The sequence below is a fragment of the Sphingopyxis sp. genome (assembly GCF_050725615.1).
Taxonomy (GTDB): Bacteria; Pseudomonadota; Alphaproteobacteria; order Sphingomonadales; family Sphingomonadaceae; genus Sphingopyxis.
This window is the reverse complement of the sequence record NZ_JBOHHU010000039.1, coordinates 1-14,221: the sequence shown is the minus strand read 5'-3', so window position 1 is coordinate 14,221 and position 14,221 is coordinate 1. Positions and strand designations below refer to the sequence as shown.

15 protein-coding genes and 1 pseudogene are annotated in these 14,221 nt (G+C 65.2%); 6 read left to right on the top strand and 10 right to left on the bottom strand.

The features are described 5' to 3' along the window. Positions 1–20: 20 nt before the first annotated feature. On the top strand, positions 21–1,832 hold the full coding sequence (locus ACREB7_RS10915; protein WP_431592301.1) for a calcium-binding protein: 1,812 nt from the start codon (positions 21–23) through the stop codon (positions 1,830–1,832). Here ACREB7_RS10915 and ACREB7_RS10910 read toward each other — a convergent pair. From ACREB7_RS10910 to ACREB7_RS10885, 6 genes are all read right to left on the bottom strand, one after another. Beyond that, positions 1,730–3,352, bottom strand: coding sequence for an agmatine deiminase family protein (locus ACREB7_RS10910; RefSeq protein WP_431592300.1), 1,623 nt, complete (start codon positions 3,350–3,352; stop codon positions 1,730–1,732). The genes ACREB7_RS10915 and ACREB7_RS10910 overlap by 103 nt on opposite strands. A gap of 122 nt (positions 3,353–3,474) precedes the next feature. Continuing rightward, on the bottom strand, positions 3,475–4,662 hold the full coding sequence (locus tag ACREB7_RS10905; protein WP_431592299.1) for a carboxynorspermidine decarboxylase: 1,188 nt from the start codon (positions 4,660–4,662) through the stop codon (positions 3,475–3,477). A 16-nt stretch (positions 4,663–4,678) separates the two neighbouring features. Next, entirely contained in the window at positions 4,679–5,029 is a 351-nt protein-coding gene (locus ACREB7_RS10900) for a DMT family protein (protein ID WP_431592298.1), read from the bottom strand. Continuing rightward, positions 5,026–6,198 (bottom strand): alpha/beta fold hydrolase, encoded by a 1,173-nt coding sequence (locus ACREB7_RS10895; protein ID WP_431592297.1) that lies wholly within the window; start codon positions 6,196–6,198, stop codon positions 5,026–5,028. The genes ACREB7_RS10900 and ACREB7_RS10895 overlap by 4 nt, the downstream gene beginning before the upstream one ends. 57 nt (positions 6,199–6,255) lie before the next feature. Then, entirely contained in the window at positions 6,256–6,645 is a 390-nt protein-coding gene (locus tag ACREB7_RS10890) for a GxxExxY protein (RefSeq protein ID WP_431592296.1), read from the bottom strand. Between the two features lie 54 nt (positions 6,646–6,699). Then, positions 6,700–7,908: a saccharopine dehydrogenase family protein gene (locus ACREB7_RS10885; protein ID WP_431592295.1), complete on the bottom strand. Its 1,209-nt coding sequence runs from the start codon at positions 7,906–7,908 to the stop codon at positions 6,700–6,702. Positions 7,909–7,975: 67 nt separating this feature from the next. Here ACREB7_RS10885 and ACREB7_RS10880 point away from each other — a divergent pair, with 67 nt between their 5' ends. The 5 genes from ACREB7_RS10880 to ACREB7_RS10860 all read left to right on the top strand — a co-directional run bounded on the left by ACREB7_RS10880 (position 7,976) and on the right by ACREB7_RS10860 (position 11,944). Continuing rightward, positions 7,976–8,968 carry a threonine ammonia-lyase gene (locus tag ACREB7_RS10880; RefSeq protein ID WP_431592294.1) on the top strand — a complete coding sequence of 331 codons (993 nt, stop codon included), beginning with the start codon at positions 7,976–7,978 and terminating at the stop codon, positions 8,966–8,968. A 38-nt stretch (positions 8,969–9,006) separates the two neighbouring features. After that, on the top strand, positions 9,007–9,459 hold the full coding sequence (locus tag ACREB7_RS10875; protein ID WP_431592293.1) for a hypothetical protein: 453 nt from the start codon (positions 9,007–9,009) through the stop codon (positions 9,457–9,459). A 97-nt stretch (positions 9,460–9,556) separates the two neighbouring features. Beyond that, the gene (locus tag ACREB7_RS10870) at positions 9,557–9,901 is read left to right on the top strand and encodes a hypothetical protein (protein ID WP_431592292.1); all 345 of its coding nucleotides are present in this window, start codon (positions 9,557–9,559) and stop codon (positions 9,899–9,901) included. A gap of 42 nt (positions 9,902–9,943) precedes the next feature. Further along, complete coding sequence (locus ACREB7_RS10865; protein WP_431592291.1) at positions 9,944–11,293, top strand: S8 family serine peptidase; 1,350 nt, start codon at positions 9,944–9,946, stop codon at positions 11,291–11,293. A 75-nt stretch (positions 11,294–11,368) separates the two neighbouring features. Then, a complete protein-coding gene (locus tag ACREB7_RS10860) occupies positions 11,369–11,944 on the top strand; it encodes a GNAT family N-acetyltransferase (RefSeq protein ID WP_431592290.1) in 576 nt (191 codons plus the stop codon). Between the two features lie 19 nt (positions 11,945–11,963). Here the strand turns inward: ACREB7_RS10860 and ACREB7_RS10855 are convergent, their stop codons facing one another. The 4 genes and pseudogenes from ACREB7_RS10855 to ACREB7_RS10840 form a co-directional block, all read right to left on the bottom strand. After that, on the bottom strand, positions 11,964–13,208 hold the full coding sequence (locus ACREB7_RS10855; protein ID WP_431592289.1) for a YceI family protein: 1,245 nt from the start codon (positions 13,206–13,208) through the stop codon (positions 11,964–11,966). A 40-nt stretch (positions 13,209–13,248) separates the two neighbouring features. After that, a complete protein-coding gene (locus tag ACREB7_RS10850) occupies positions 13,249–13,398 on the bottom strand; it encodes a hypothetical protein (protein WP_431592288.1) in 150 nt (49 codons plus the stop codon). A gap of 6 nt (positions 13,399–13,404) precedes the next feature. Then, positions 13,405–14,094 carry a nitroreductase gene (locus tag ACREB7_RS10845; protein ID WP_431592287.1) on the bottom strand — a complete coding sequence of 230 codons (690 nt, stop codon included), beginning with the start codon at positions 14,092–14,094 and terminating at the stop codon, positions 13,405–13,407. Then, a pseudogene (locus ACREB7_RS10840) lies at positions 14,091–14,221 on the bottom strand (5-aminolevulinate synthase); the annotation flags it as partial. The gene ACREB7_RS10845 and the pseudogene ACREB7_RS10840, both read right to left, overlap by 4 nt.

Sequence of the window (14,221 nt, the reverse complement as noted above, 5' to 3'; positions counted from 1 at the left end):
AGTCGGCGAGGAGAGCAATCATGGCGGTTATTCCAGGTGGCCCGGGTGACGATATTCTGCCCGGCACGCCCGACGCCGACACGATCGACGGTTTCGACGGCAACGACCGCATCACCGCTGGCGAGGGCGATGACGTCGTCACCGGCGGGCGCGGCAATGATGTGATCAACGGCGAGGGCGGGAGCGACACGCTCTTTGGCAACGGCGGCAGCGACACGATCCTCGGCGGTCTTGGCGATGACGTCATCTATGCGGGCGGCGGCGCCGACACGGTCCAGGGCGGCGACGGCGACGACTGGATTTACGATATCGATTCGCCGGGCTTCCCCGGCAGCGGCGGCGGCAATGACCGGTTCGAGGGCGGGATCGGCAACGACCGCTTCTTCATCGACCGGGCGACGCCCTCGACGCTGCAGGAGACCATCCTCATCATTGGCGATCCGGGCCCGACGGCGGCGGGCAACGACCTTGTCGATTACAACAGCGCGCGCCGCGATATCGCGACGGTGACGCTCGGCGGCGGCGCCGACACCTTCATCCTGCGCGACACCGGCGGCGGCCGCGTCGACCTGAGCCTCGGGACGGGGCCCGAGCAGGACAAGATCGTCTTCATGGACGCGACCCCCGGTTCGGCGGGGCAGGCGGGGCTGGTCGTTTCGGGCTTCGGTACGGCGGGCAGGCCGTCATCGCTGACCGGGCTCGACGTCGTCGACCTGTCGCCGCTGCTGCCGTCGCTCACCAACTGGGACGGCGCGAACCCTTTCCTGACCGGGCATTTCCGGCTCGTCGAATCGACGCAAGGGACCGTCCTGCTGCAGGCCGATTTCGATGGCGCCGGCGCAGGGGGCTATGCCACGCTCATCCAGTTCAAGCCGCAGAGCCTGATCGCCTCCGACCATCTGCGCGTGTCCGACTTCGGCAACGCCAATTTCGTCAACATTCCGCTGGGCGGCGCGACCAAGGCCGGCGGTCCGGGCGACGACATATTGACCGGCACCCCCTATGACGACCATCTGACGGGCGCCGGCGGCAATGACGAGCTTTACGGTTTCGCCGACAATGACGTGCTGAACGGCAATGACGGCAATGATCTGCTCGACGGCGGCGCGGGCGCCGACACGATGACCGGCGGCGCCGGCGACGATACCTATGTCGTCGACAGCGCGCTCGATGTCATCGTCGAAGGAACGAACGGCGGCGAGGACCGGGTTGTCTCTTCGATCAACTACACGCTCGGCGCCAATCTCGAGCTTCTCGACCTCCGGGCGGGGGCGGGGCTGGCGGTGACCGGCATCGGCAACAATCTCGACAATAATATCCAGGGCAATGCGCAGAATAATTCGCTGATCGGCGGGGCAGGCAACGACCTGCTCGCGGGGGGCTATGGCAATGACACGCTGAACGGCGGCGGCGGCAACGATTCGCTGCTGGGGAATGAGGGCAATGACGTGCTGAACCCCGGCCCTGGGCTCGACGTGATGGACGGCGGCGAGGGCGCCGACCGCTATGTCTTCATCCCGTCCGGCATGAGCACGACGCAAATCGACCGCGTCTATTTCTCGACGCCCGATGGCGACGTCATCGACCTCAGCCTGATCGACGCGGTTACCGGCGGCGGCGACGACAGCTTCCACTTCATCGGCACCAACGCGTTCAGCGGCGTCGCGGGCGAACTACGCTATGATTATCTGGGGACCTGGGACGAAGGGCCCCGCGCGGGAACGACCTATCATGTCAGCGGCGACGTCGACGGCGATGGAACAGCCGATTTCATCATCGAGATTTCGCAATTGGGCACGACGCCGCCCGGGCTCGGCGACTTCATCCTGTAGCGTGCGCGACGCGGCTTGGTGATGGCCGGCGCGCGTTGTGCCTCGTTCAATCGCAGGACGGTTTGAAACCGCGACACTGCCTCAGTCGGAAATCGCCGATCAACTGCTGCACCTCGGGGGCGTCGCCGGTCCAGTCCGCCTGGCTGCACAACAGCTCCCGGTGCGGCAGCAGCCGTTGTTCCATGGTTTCCTGCCAATCGGGCAGCGTCTGCAGTATCTGCTCGGAGGTATAGAGCAGATATTCGACATATATCTCGTACGCCGCATCGTTCGGTGTCCCGCGGATGGCGCAATAATTGGGATTGGCGAACTCGGGCTTGCTGATCGAGAGGTTCAGAAATTCGCGGTAGATGTCGCGCGCGGACTGCTCGCGCTGTTGCCGCGCGCTGGCGTCGATCTGGAATTTGACGCCGACGAGCGCCACGACCGCCGCCAGGATGGTGACGATCACCCCCACCGATTGCATCGCCTTGGCATGGCGTTCGAGCCATTTCTTCACCTCCGGCCCCTTTCGGCTGCTGCTGCGTGGCGCAGTGAATGCCGCCGCCCGATTCGCCGATCGCATCGATTTCGATCATGTCCACCGTCCGTCCGGGATAGAGGGATTGGAGCAGTTCGCGCGCATGGCCATCCGCCGCGCGGTCGCCGAACTCGGCCGCGATCACCGCGTCGTTGCAGACATAATAATTGACGTAACTGGCGACGAAATCGGTTTTGGTCGAGCGGATGTCGACCGGATCGGGCAGCCGGGCGATCTGAAGCTTTTGCCCGCGGGCGTCGGTCGATTTCTGCAGGATATTCAGCGTTTCATGTCCCGACACCGACCAGGGGTCGTCGGGGTCGATGTCGTCGCCCAATTGGATCAGCACCTTCCCCGGCCGCACGAAGCGCGCGAGCGCGTCGATATGATAATCGGTGATGTCCTTGCCCGCGATGCCCGGGGCCCAGATCATCTTCTTGCCGCCAAGCGCTTGCAGCAGCTTTTCGCCGATCTCGTCCTCGTCCATGCGGTTGCGGTTCGGGTTCGCCCAGCAGCTTGCGTGGGCGAGCAGCGTGCCTGCGCCGTCATGCTCGACGCCGCCCTGCTCGCCGACCAGACCGGTTTCGATCAGCGGCAGGCCCAGCCGCTCGGCCACGCGTTCGGCGATGCGCGCATCGTGGTCGTGCGGCTGCTTGTTCCCCCAGCCGTTGAAGCGGATATGCGCGACGGCGAGCTTGCCGGCGGCGTCGCGCACGAAGGTCGGACCCGAATCGCGGCACCACAGGTCGTCGGTCGGAATATCCCAAAGCTCGATGTCGCCCGACAGCCTGGCCCGGGCGGCTGCGGCATCGTCGCCCGCGACCAGCATGGCGACGGGTTCATAGCGTGCAATGCGGTTGGCGATCCGCGCGATGGCGCCTTGGACGCGCCCAAGCGAGGCCCGGTCGTAAACATCCAGATTGACCGGCCACTGCATGATCGTGCGCTCGTGCGGCTCGGATTCGAGCGGCATTTCGTAGCGCGTTCCGGTGCCAACCATCGCGTCGCTTACTCCTTCGCACCCCCCTATCAGGGGCGAAAGCATCACGCCTGCGCCGGTGTACAGAAAGTGTCGGCGATCCATAGCGCTCCACCCCGTTGCGCGCGCCGCGCTGTGCTGGTTCAACTCAGGCGCGTCTTGAAATCCTCATAACCAAACTCGCGGACCAGTTGGAGCTCGTCGCTCTCGCTGTCCCACAACCAGATCGACGGCAATGGCACGCCGTTGAAAGTGTTGGTCTTTACCATAGAATAATGCGCCTGGTCGAGAAAGGCGAAACGCCGACCGACCGCCGCGCCGCCCGGCAGGCGATAGTCGCCGATCACGTCGCCCGCGAGGCATGAGGGGCCGCCGAGGCGCGTCGGCGCGCCGTCTGCTTCCTCGCCGAGCATCGCCGGGCGGTAGGGCGCCTCGATGACGTCGGGCATGTGGCAGGTCGCGCTGATGTCGGTGATCCCGATGGTCATGCCGTTGTCGAACAAGTCGAGCACTTCGCCGATCAGGATGCCCGCGTCGAGCGCGACCGCTTCGCCGGGTTCGATCATCACGTCGCAGCCGGTGGCCTCGCGCACCCCCTTCAGGAAGGCGATGAGGTCGTCGATCTGGTAATCGGCGCGGGTGACATGGTGGCCGCCGCCGAAATTGAGCCATTTAAGCTGGCCGACATAGGGCGCGAGCAACGGTTCGACCGCCGCCCAGGTGCGCGCGAGCGGGGGGAAGTCTTGTTCGCACAAGACATGCATATGGATGCCGTCGACGCCCGCCATATGTTCGGCGCGAAGCTGGCTCACCGGGAAGCCGAGGCGGCTGCACGGCGCGGCGGGGTCATATTTGGCCACCTCGCCCTCGCTGTGCTGCGGGTTGATGCGCAGCCCGATATCGAATGTCTCGCCCTTGGCGCGAAGCTCGTCGAGCAGCGGCCGGAAACGCGCGATCTGGCCGGGCGAGTTGAATATCAGATGGTCGGAGAGCGTCGCGATCTCGGGAAGATCATCGGCCTTATAGCCCGCGCAATAGGTCGCGACCTCCTTGTCGCCATCAGGGCCGCCATATTCCTCGCGGCCGAGCTTCGCTTCGTAGAGGCCCGAGGCGCAGACGCCGTCAAGCGTGCCCGCGACGGTCGAACCGAGCGACCACATCGAAAAGGCCTTCAATGCCGCGAGCACGCGGGCGCCCGATGCGTCGCCGATGTGGCGCAGGACGCCGAGGTTCGCGCGAATCTTCGCCGCATCGACGACAAAGGCGGGCGAGGGGACGCGGTCGAGGTCGAAATGCGCGAAGGCCCCGGGGTCGCCGGCTCTGGTTTCCATGGGTCGAATATTCCTGTCAGGCCGTGATCGGCGCTTTGAAAATGAAGAAGGCGCCGCCCACGATCAGCGTGAAACCGACGAGATGGTTGATGGTCAATTTCTCGCCGAGCCAGAAGACCGCGAAGCCCGCGAAGACGATCAAGGTAATCACCTCCTGCATCGTCTTCAACTCGGCGGTCGAATAGACGCTGTGGCCGATGCGGTTGGCGGGGACCGCGACGCAATATTCGAAGAAGGCGATGCCCCAGGCGAGCAGGATCGCGAGCCACATCGGGCGCGACACGTCGCCAAGGTGGCCGTACCAGGCAAAGGTCATAAAGATGTTCGAGACGACGAGCAGGAAGATCGGCAGGATATAGGGGGTCATTTCGTCTTTTTCCGATCCTTCGTCAGCGGCAGCACGTCGGTCAGCAGCGCTGCGAAGAAATGGCCCGGCTCCTCGACCATCGGCATATGCGCCGAATGTTCGAGCCAGATAAGCTTTTTGGAGGGCGCTTTCACCTTCGCGAACCAGTCGGCGGCGACCGGCGAGGGGACGGTGTAGTCGTGGCGTCCGAGCAGGAAGACCAGCGGCACGTCCATCTTTCTCACCGGTCGGAAGCTGACGTCGGCGAGGCGCGGCCAGAGGGTGGTCACCGAAAACTCGCTGCCCTTGCCCCAGGCCGCGACGTCGGCGGGGCCATATTCGGGCGAAAGGCGCGGGGTGCGGAAATAATATTGGAGGTCGGGCTTACCCGCGATCAGCGAGCCATAGGGGATCGCATATTTGCGCCACCCGTCGGCCTTGGCGATGGTAAACTCGCCCGCCGGATAGGGCGCGAGCGCGTCGATCGCGGCGACGGCATCCGTATCGCCCGCCGCGAGCGCCTTGGCGCGGGTCCACGCCATGCCCGCCTTTTCGCCCTCGCGGAAATCGATGCCCTGACCCACCCCGACATAGGCGTAGAGCAGGTCGGGGCGCTTCACCGCGACCGACAGGCCGACGATCGAACCCCAGCTATGCCCCATCAGCACGACCTTTTTCTTGCCGTAACGCTTCTGCAGCAACTCGATCAGTTCGATGGCGTCGTCGCGGTAACGGTCGGGGGTCATCGTCGGCGCGAGCGCTGCGGGGTCGTTGAGCGGATAGCTGCGACCGGCGCCGCGCTGGTCATATTGGACGACGGTGAAGACATCTTCCCATGGGCGCTGGAAGGCCCAGGCAAAGGGCATTTCGACCGCGCCGGGGCCGCCATGGACAAAGACCAGGATCGGATTGTCGCGGTCAGCGCCGCGCACATTCACCACCTGCCGCGCGCCGCCGAGCGTGGCCTCGAAGGTCTCCCGCACCCCGTTGGGCGTGACGATCTTGCCAATATCGGCGACGATCGCGCGGGCGGGGGCGTAGGCGTCTTCGGTTTGGGCTGCGGCGGGGGTGGCGAGGGTCGCAAGCAGGAGCAGGCCGACCGACCACTTCGAAAACGCCTTCCGCGCAACAAGCACATGGGTGAGGTCGAAACGGGCGAAAGCCCCGGGGGCGCCGACTCTCGTTTTCATATGTGGCATTTCCAAAGTTTCACGCAGAGGCGCGGAGGGAGCAGAGGCCGCAGAGAATCATTCTTCCGGGCGGTAGTTATTGACGACGCGCCTGATGCCTTCCTTCATCGTCGATCCCGAGAAATTTAGGAGCAGCCCGACGGGCTGCTGTAAGATTCTCAGATAGGTCAGCACCTGCTTTGCATGGGTTTTTGCCAACTGCTCGACAGCTTTGATCTCCACCACCAAGCGGTCGTCCACCAGAATATCGACCCTGAAAGCCGCTTCAAAATGATGGTTTTCAATTGTTAGCGGCACGACCAATTGGCGCGCCACCTTCAATCCCCGCTGCTCAAGTCTGCTTGCCAATACGGTCTCATAGACGATCTCGAGCAAGCCGGGTCCCAAAAGTCGATGAACCGCGATCGCCTCATCGACGACGATGGCGCTGACATCGTCAATCCGCATCCGGCCCATCTCTCTGCGGTCTCTGCATCCTCTGCGCCTCTGCGTGAAACCGAATTAAAAATCCAGCGGACCCGCGAGTTCCTTCACCTGCCAGGGCAGGCCGTGGTCGTTCAGCATGTCCATGAAGGGATCGGGATCGAACTGCTCCATGTTGAACACGCCGGTGCCGTTCCACGCGCCGGTGACCATCATCGCCGCGCCGATCATCGCGGGCACGCCGGTGGTGTAGCTGACCGCCTGGTTGCCGGTTTCGGCAAAGGCGTCCTCATGGTCGCAGATGTTGTAGAGATAGAGCGTCTTGGCCTGGCCGTCCTTGCCGATGCCGGTGGCGATGACGCCGATGTTGGTCTTGCCCTTGGTGGTCTCGCCGAGGCTCGACGGTTCGGGCAGCACGGCTTTCAGGAACTGCAGCGGGACGATCTCGCGGCCTTCGTAGATCACCGGGTCGATGCGCGTCATGCCGACATTCTGCAGCACCGTGAGGTGGGTGATATAGGCTTCGCCGAAGGTCATCCAGAAACGGATGCGCTGGATTTCGGGCAGGTGGGTCTTCAGGCTTTCGATCTCCTCATGGTACATGAGGTACATCGTCTTTTCGCCCACCGCCTCGAAGTCGAACGTCTGTTTTACCGACATCGGCGGGGTTTCGACCCAGTCGCCATTTTCCCAGTGGCGCGCGACTGCGGTGACTTCGCGGATATTGATCTCGGGGTTGAAGTTGGTCGCGAAATGCTGGCCGTGATCGCCGCCGTTGCAGTCGAGGATGTCGAGCGTATCGATGCGGTCGAAATGATGCTTCTTGAGCCAGGTGGTGAAGACGCTGGTGACGCCAGGGTCGAAGCCCGAGCCGAGCAGTGCCATCAGCCCGGCGTCCTTGAAGCGGTCCTGATACGCCCATTGCCAATGATATTCGAACTTCGCCTCGTCGCGCGGTTCGTAGTTGGCGGTGTCCATATAATGCGCGCCGGTCGACAGGCACGCCTCCATGATGGTGAGGTCCTGATAGGGCAGGGCGAGGTTCACGACATGCGTCGCGCCGATCTGGCGGATCAGCGCGGCGGTCGCGTCGATATGGTCGGCGTCGACCTCGGCGGTGTCGATCGTGACTCCGGTGCGTTCTTTCACCGACTCGGCGATCGCGTCGCATTTGAACTTGCGGCGGCTCGCCAGCGTGATGTGCGGGAAGATATCGGGGTTCATCGCCATCTTGTGCACCGCGACCGAGCCGACGCCGCCTGCGCCGATCACCAAAACCTTGCTCATCGTGAAAATCTCCTGTCCGCGAACCTATGCGGCTTGCTCTCTATGCCGCGCCCTATAGGACGAAGCCATGACACAGCAAAGCCCCGATACCCTGCTCGATCCGGCACGTGCGCCCTCCCTCGCCGGCGTCGAACGCGCCGCGACGAAAGTCGCTGCATTGCTGCCGCAAACCCCGCTGTTGCCGCTCGAGATCGATGGCGTCACGATCTGGTGCAAGGCCGAATGCCTGCAACCGGTCGGCGCCTTCAAGATCCGCGGCGCCTGGCACCGGTTGACCGACCTGACCCCCGAACAGGCGGCGGCGGGGGTGGTCGGCGTGTCGAGCGGCAATCATGCGCAGGGTGTCGCCTGGGCGGCGAAAAAGCTGGGCATCAATGCGACGATCGTGATGCCGAGCAACGCGCCGGCGATGAAGCTGGCGGCGACGCGCAAGCTGGGCGCCGAGGTCGTGCTCTACGACCGGGTGACCGAGTCGCGCGATGCGGTGGCGGCGAAACTGCTCGACGAGCGCGGCGGCACGCTCGTCCATGCCTATGGCGATCCGTGGATCATCGAGGGGCAGGGGACCGCCGGGATCGAGGCCGAAGAACAGCTCCGCGCGCGCGGGTTGGGCGGCTTCGACAAAGTCATCGCCTGCTGCGGCGGTGGCGGGCTGTCGGCGGGCCTGGCGCTCGCGCTTCCCGCTGCCGAAATCGTCGCGGTCGAACCCGAGGGGTGGGACGATGTGACGCGCAGCCTGGCGGCGGGAGAGATATTGTCGGTCGAGGATATGGCCTATCCGACCGAATGCGACGCGCTCCAGACGCCCGAAACCTGGCCGATCAACTTCGCGGTGCTGCAGGCGCGCGGCGTGCGCGGGGTGGTCGTGACGCGGGAAGAAGTGCGCCATGCGATGCGTGTGGCGTTCGAGAAATTGCACCTCGTCGTCGAACCCGGCGGCGCGGCGGCGCTCGCCGCAGTGCTGGCGGGCAAGGTGGCGCCGGGCGCGGCGACGTTGGTCACCCTGTCCGGGGGCAATGTCGATCCCCAGAAATATGCGGAAATTTTGGCCGGATACTAATCGGCCCCGATGCGTTGTACGGACGAAGGAGAGACGAGATGCATAAAGCGATGATCCTGTCGGGCGCGGCGGCGCTGGTCTTGCTATCGGCGTGCGAAAAGGCCGATGCGCCGGCCCCGGCACCGACCGAAACCACCGAAGTCGTCGACGAAACGATGCCGCCCGCTGATGAAGCGGCGACTGTCGAAGCCGATCCCGCCACCGCCCCGCATCGCTTCGCGAGTTGGGCGGGCAAATGGGTCGGGGTCGAGGGCATGTTCGTCACGATCACCCCCGGCGAACCCGGCAAATACAAGCTCGAGATGCAGTCGGACCTCGATACCAAGGGGACCTATGACGGCACCGACAGCGAACATGGCATTAAATTCCAGCGCGGCGGCGAGGAAATGAGCCTGCGTCGCGGCAGCGGCGACGAAACCGGCCTCAAATATCTCGCGGGCAAGAAGGAATGCCTGATCGTCAAGGAGGGCGAAGGCTATTGCCGCGACTAGGCTGAGCCGCCGCGCCGCCCAACGGAAAAATTGGCCGGCGCGGCGCGATGTGCTATTTGGCACAGACAGGACGGCTATTTTGCTGGATTCAAAAGGCATGACGAAAAAAACATCGCGGGTCGCAAAAACGACCGGCGACCTCGTCGATCGACCGCTGCCGGACGACCTTGGGTTATTGGTTCGGTTGGTGTTCGAACAGGCGAAGCCGCAGGTCATCGATGGATGGGTCCACTGGCTGCTCCAGTCGGGGGTGGAGGTCGTCACATCGAACAGCCGCGCGATCGAGTTCAAGGGTGCGGCGGGCGATGTGGCAAAGGCGCTCGACGCCGACCTGTATCTCAACCGGAACAACCTGCCTTCCATCGGAACGGTGGGAAAGGTGATCGGCGACGGCGCGGTGCCGCCGCTGGCCTATGTTCCGCAGAAGCCGAGCTTCTTCTGAGCGGACGGTAGCGCCCCTTTCCCTTCTTCTTGGGAGAGTAGCATGTCGGTCTATGTTCGTTTCGTCCCCCGCAGCCGCAGCCAGTCGATCCCGATGGAGGCGATGGCGGGGCTTTCCTCCGATTCCGCGCCAACGATCATCCGGCCGACCAAGGCCAATGCCGAGCGCGGGCAGGAACGGCTCGCGGGAGGCGGGATCGCATCCTTCGCCACCGAAATGAACCGCGTGTCGACCGAAGTGCCGGTCGAGCGCTTTGCCGAATTGTTCGGCGCGCCGCCGCCGGGAGACGGGGCTGCTGCGCCGGCCCGCGGCAGCGCGCTGACCGTCCCCGACGCACTCGCCGATGTGTTCGACTTTGCCTATGTACCGCAGGAAATCGACTATCACGCGACGCTCGCGCTGCCGCCGGTGGTGCCGCATTATCATCTGCGTGTCGGCGACGTCGCGCTCGCGCTCAACGCGCCGCGCTGCCACCAGCAGGGCTATACGGGCAAGGGCGTGAAGGTCGCGATGACCGACACGGGTTTCTGGCCGCACCCGTTTTTCGTGCGCAACGGCTATACGCTCTACCCGACCGAATCCCCGGGATCGGGGCCGGCCGACGTCGATGACAATGGTCATGGGACGGGCGAGGCCGCGAATATCTTTGCCATGGCGCCGCAGTGCACCGTCTATGGCGTGAAACACGGCGGCAGCGCCGCCGGCGCGCTGGAAACCGCGATCGCGTTGAAACCGCAGGTCGTCACCAACAGCTGGGGTTGGAGTATCGACCAGCAAAGCCGCGACGCTTTTCGGCAGAATCCGCAGAACATCAGCTATGCCGAGCTGGTCGACCTCGAAAGCCTGATCGGCGAGGCGGTCGACAATGGCATCTGCATCGTCTTTTCGGCGGGCAATGGCCATTTCGCCTTTCCGGGCTGCCTGCCCAAGGTGATTTCGGTCGGCGGCGTCACCGTCACCGAGGATGGCGAGCTTGAGGCGTCGAGCTATGCCAGCAGCTTTGAAAGCCAGCTCTATCCCGGGCGCGCCGCGCCCGACATCTGCGGGATCGTCGGGCGCGCCGATGCGGCGCCGATGACGGGGCATATCATGCTACCGGTGCCGCCGACCGCGCAGCTCGATGGCGAGAATTTCGGCAATGTGGCGGCGGGCAAGGGATGGGGCGTGTTCTCCGGAACCTCCGCGGCGGCGCCGCAGATCGCCGGGCTGATCGCCTTGCTCAAGCAGATCCGGCCGAACCTGACGGTCGAGCAGATCCGCACCGCGCTGCGCACCACCGCGACCGATGTCGTCAAGGGCAAGACCGCGCATGGGAAAAAGGCGGTGGTGGGGCCGGACCTGGCGACCGGAACGGGGCTGGTCGATGCGTTGAAGGCGTGCGGTTATATCTAGCGGTCCGGACGCCCCGCGCCGCCAATCGGCTTGCCAATCCGCCGCGTAGCTGCTCCCTTCGCTGGCGGAGGGGCCATGAACGACACGATATCGCCGGCCGAGCCGGCCGACATGGCGGCGGTCATCGAAACGCTGGCACAGGCGTTTCAGACCGATCCGGCGCTGTCCTGGATATTGCCCGATGACGCGCATCGGGCGCGGGCGCTGCGTGGGCTATTCCGCGTGCTCGTGCCCGCCGATGGCCGTGCGGGCGTGGTCCTGCGGTCGGCGAACGACGAAGCGGCATCGCTGTGGCGCGCGCCGGGGCAGGCGCATAGCGGAACGCTGGAGTTCCTGCGCACCGTGGTCCCGCTCGTCGCGACCTTCGGGCTCGCCTTGCCGCGCGGGCTGAAGGTACAGGCCGGCATCGACGCGCAGCGGCCCAAGGGGCGGTTCTGGTATCTTCACTATGTCGGCGTGCGCTCCGGGTCTCAGGGCAAGGGCCTGGCGGCCGGATCATCCGGGCCCAGACGGCGATTGCCGATGACGCCGGGCTGCCCTGCTGGCTGGAAACCGCGACGCCGGAAAATGTGCCGCTGTACGAGCGGCTGGGGTTCGAGACTCAGGTCGAATGGGACGTACCGGGCGGCGGCCCGCATTTCTGGGGGATGATGCGGCCGCCGCGCCGAGCTTAGTTCGCCGGGCGCGTCGCGTTGAACGAAAAGGCGATGTCGACGCCGGCCGCGATGGCATCGGTCGCCGCCCATTCGCTCTGGCCGACGCCGAAGGCCGTGCGGTCGATGCGCGTGGCTCCCGACACGCGCGCGCGGTCGCCGTCGATGGCGAGAGTGAAACGCAAGGTCGCGGGTTTCGCGACTCCGCGCAGGTCGAGCGTGCCGCGCGCCTCATAGCGGTCGCCGCCGAGGTGGCGGATTTCGCGCGCGGTGTAGACCGCCTTCGGGTGCGCGCCGCTGTCGAAGAAATCGCTGCCTTTGAGCGAATCGTCGCGCTGCCCGTCGCCGGTGTCGGCCGAGGCGAGGTCGACGCTTACCTTGATCCGCGATTTGGCGAGATCGTCGGGGCTGAACTTGATGTCGGCGTCCCAGCGCCCGAAGCGCCCGGCGACCGCGTCGCCGTTCCAGCGTGCGGTAAAGCCGAGCCGCCCGCCCGACGCGACGCTCCAGTTGGCGAGCGGCTCGGAGGTTTCTTCGGGCTTGGCTTCCTCGGCTTCTTCCGGTTTTGCTTCGGTGCTTTCCGCAGCGGGCGTTGGCGCGGGGGCAGGCACGACAGGCGCCTCGGCCTGTTCGGCGGCGGCGCGCGGCTTGTCCACATAGACCAGTTTGGCCACCGCCATCGCGGCGAAGACCAGCGTCAATGCGCCGATTGCGGCGTCCACCGCCTTGCCCTTGGCGAAGGGGATCATGCGCTGCAGTTCGGGTTTGCCGAGCAGCCACTGGTGGCGGAGCGCACCGATGATGTGGAGCAGGAACAGCCCGATCGCGAGCCACGCCATCGCGCCGTGGATCGACTCGGCGGGCTCGTGCCAGCCTTGGCCGACCGGCAGGTGCGGCCAGGGGATGGCGCCGAAGAGCAAGGTCGGAACCTGCACCCGCGCGGTCGAGACGAGCAGCCAGCCGGTGATCGGGCCGAGGATCAGCACCAGGTAGAAGAGCCAATGCACCGTGCCCGCGAGCGCGCGCGTCCACGCAGGTCCGTCGGATGCGGGCGGGCGCGGCGTGAACAGGCGAACCGCCAGCCGCGCGAGGCTGAGCAGCAGGATTGCGATGCCGATCGATTTATGGAGCTGGAAGCGCGCGAACAATTCGGGGCTATTATGACCCTCGAGCGCCCAGCCGAGCGAAATCTGGAAAGCGAGGAGCAGCGCGAGTAGCCAGTGGAGGGCGATGGCGGTGCGGCTGTAGCGCTCTGCGGTCATGGTTTCTCTTGTGCGGGGGAGGAGAATTGCGCCACCGCTATCACGACCAGAAAATGATGGCCGCAAAGAAAATCAGCAGCAGTGTGAAGCCGATGAAGCAGCCGATGCGATTGCGCCGCTTGCGCAGGTCGGGGATTTCCGTCGCCATCTCGCCGGCAAATCCCAGCGCTTCGAGGAGGTCGAACGGCACCTGCCGTCAGTCCTCGAACCCCACAAAACGCACCGCCTCCGCGACGCTCTTGCGGTTCGACACCACCGCGTTGGCGGGAAATTCCTCTTCGGGCCAGCCCATCGCGACGCAGATCATAATCACCTGGTCGTCCGGAATATGCGCATGTTCGCGCACCACCGGCGACTGCATGATGCCCTGGCTGTTGATCACGCAGCCGAGCCCGCGCGACCAGGCCGCATTGACCAGCGCATTGGTCACCGCGCCGCAATCGAAGGGCGCGATATCGCTGCCGAGCAGCACGCGATCATAGGTGACGACGACGCTGACCGGCGCGTCGAACTGACGGAAACCGCGCAGCACCCAGTCCTGCCGCGCATCCTTGTCGTCGCGGGCGATACCCATCGCCCCGAACAGCTGTTTGGCGATCTCGATCTGGCGGGCGCGATGATCGTCGGCGATGCCGTCGAAGCGGCGGAACTCGCGGCTGTCGGGTTTGCCGGCGAGGATACCGTCGGTATTGCCCCGGCGGATCGCGTCGAGCGCGGCGCCGGTGACGACCGAGAAATTCCAGCACTGGTTGTTGAACGACGAGGGCGCGCGCATCGCGACCTCGATCACCTCGGCGATCAAATCCTTTGGAACAGGCTTGTCGAGAAAGCCGCGGATCGAGCGGCGGCCCCGGACAACCTCGTCAAAACCCGGCGCGGTGGTCACGCGGCCTTGCGCAGTTCCAGACGGTCCCAGATTTCGGTCAGCGCCTCGGTCAGCTCGCGCATCATCGCTTCGTCATGCGCCGGGCCGGGGGTGAAGCGCAGCCGTTCGGTGCCGCGCGGCACGGTGG

Coding starts and splice junctions, on each gene's coding strand:
- ACREB7_RS10855 (WP_431592289.1), bottom strand. CDS start 13,208: ATGACCGCAGAGCGCTACAGCCGCACCGCCATCGCCCTCCACTGGCTA.
- ACREB7_RS10915 (WP_431592301.1), top strand. CDS start 21: ATGGCGGTTATTCCAGGTGGCCCGGGTGACGATATTCTGCCCGGCACG.
- ACREB7_RS10900 (WP_431592298.1), bottom strand. CDS start 5,029: ATGACCCCCTATATCCTGCCGATCTTCCTGCTCGTCGTCTCGAACATC.
- ACREB7_RS10875 (WP_431592293.1), top strand. CDS start 9,007: ATGCATAAAGCGATGATCCTGTCGGGCGCGGCGGCGCTGGTCTTGCTA.
- ACREB7_RS10895 (WP_431592297.1), bottom strand. CDS start 6,198: ATGAAAACGAGAGTCGGCGCCCCCGGGGCTTTCGCCCGTTTCGACCTC.
- ACREB7_RS10880 (WP_431592294.1), top strand. CDS start 7,976: ATGACACAGCAAAGCCCCGATACCCTGCTCGATCCGGCACGTGCGCCC.
- ACREB7_RS10870 (WP_431592292.1), top strand. CDS start 9,557: ATGACGAAAAAAACATCGCGGGTCGCAAAAACGACCGGCGACCTCGTC.
- ACREB7_RS10910 (WP_431592300.1), bottom strand. CDS start 3,352: ATGGTTGGCACCGGAACGCGCTACGAAATGCCGCTCGAATCCGAGCCG.
- ACREB7_RS10885 (WP_431592295.1), bottom strand. CDS start 7,908: ATGAGCAAGGTTTTGGTGATCGGCGCAGGCGGCGTCGGCTCGGTCGCG.
- ACREB7_RS10865 (WP_431592291.1), top strand. CDS start 9,944: ATGTCGGTCTATGTTCGTTTCGTCCCCCGCAGCCGCAGCCAGTCGATC.
- ACREB7_RS10890 (WP_431592296.1), bottom strand. CDS start 6,645: ATGCGGATTGACGATGTCAGCGCCATCGTCGTCGATGAGGCGATCGCG.
- ACREB7_RS10860 (WP_431592290.1), top strand. CDS start 11,369: ATGAACGACACGATATCGCCGGCCGAGCCGGCCGACATGGCGGCGGTC.
- ACREB7_RS10905 (WP_431592299.1), bottom strand. CDS start 4,662: ATGGAAACCAGAGCCGGCGACCCCGGGGCCTTCGCGCATTTCGACCTC.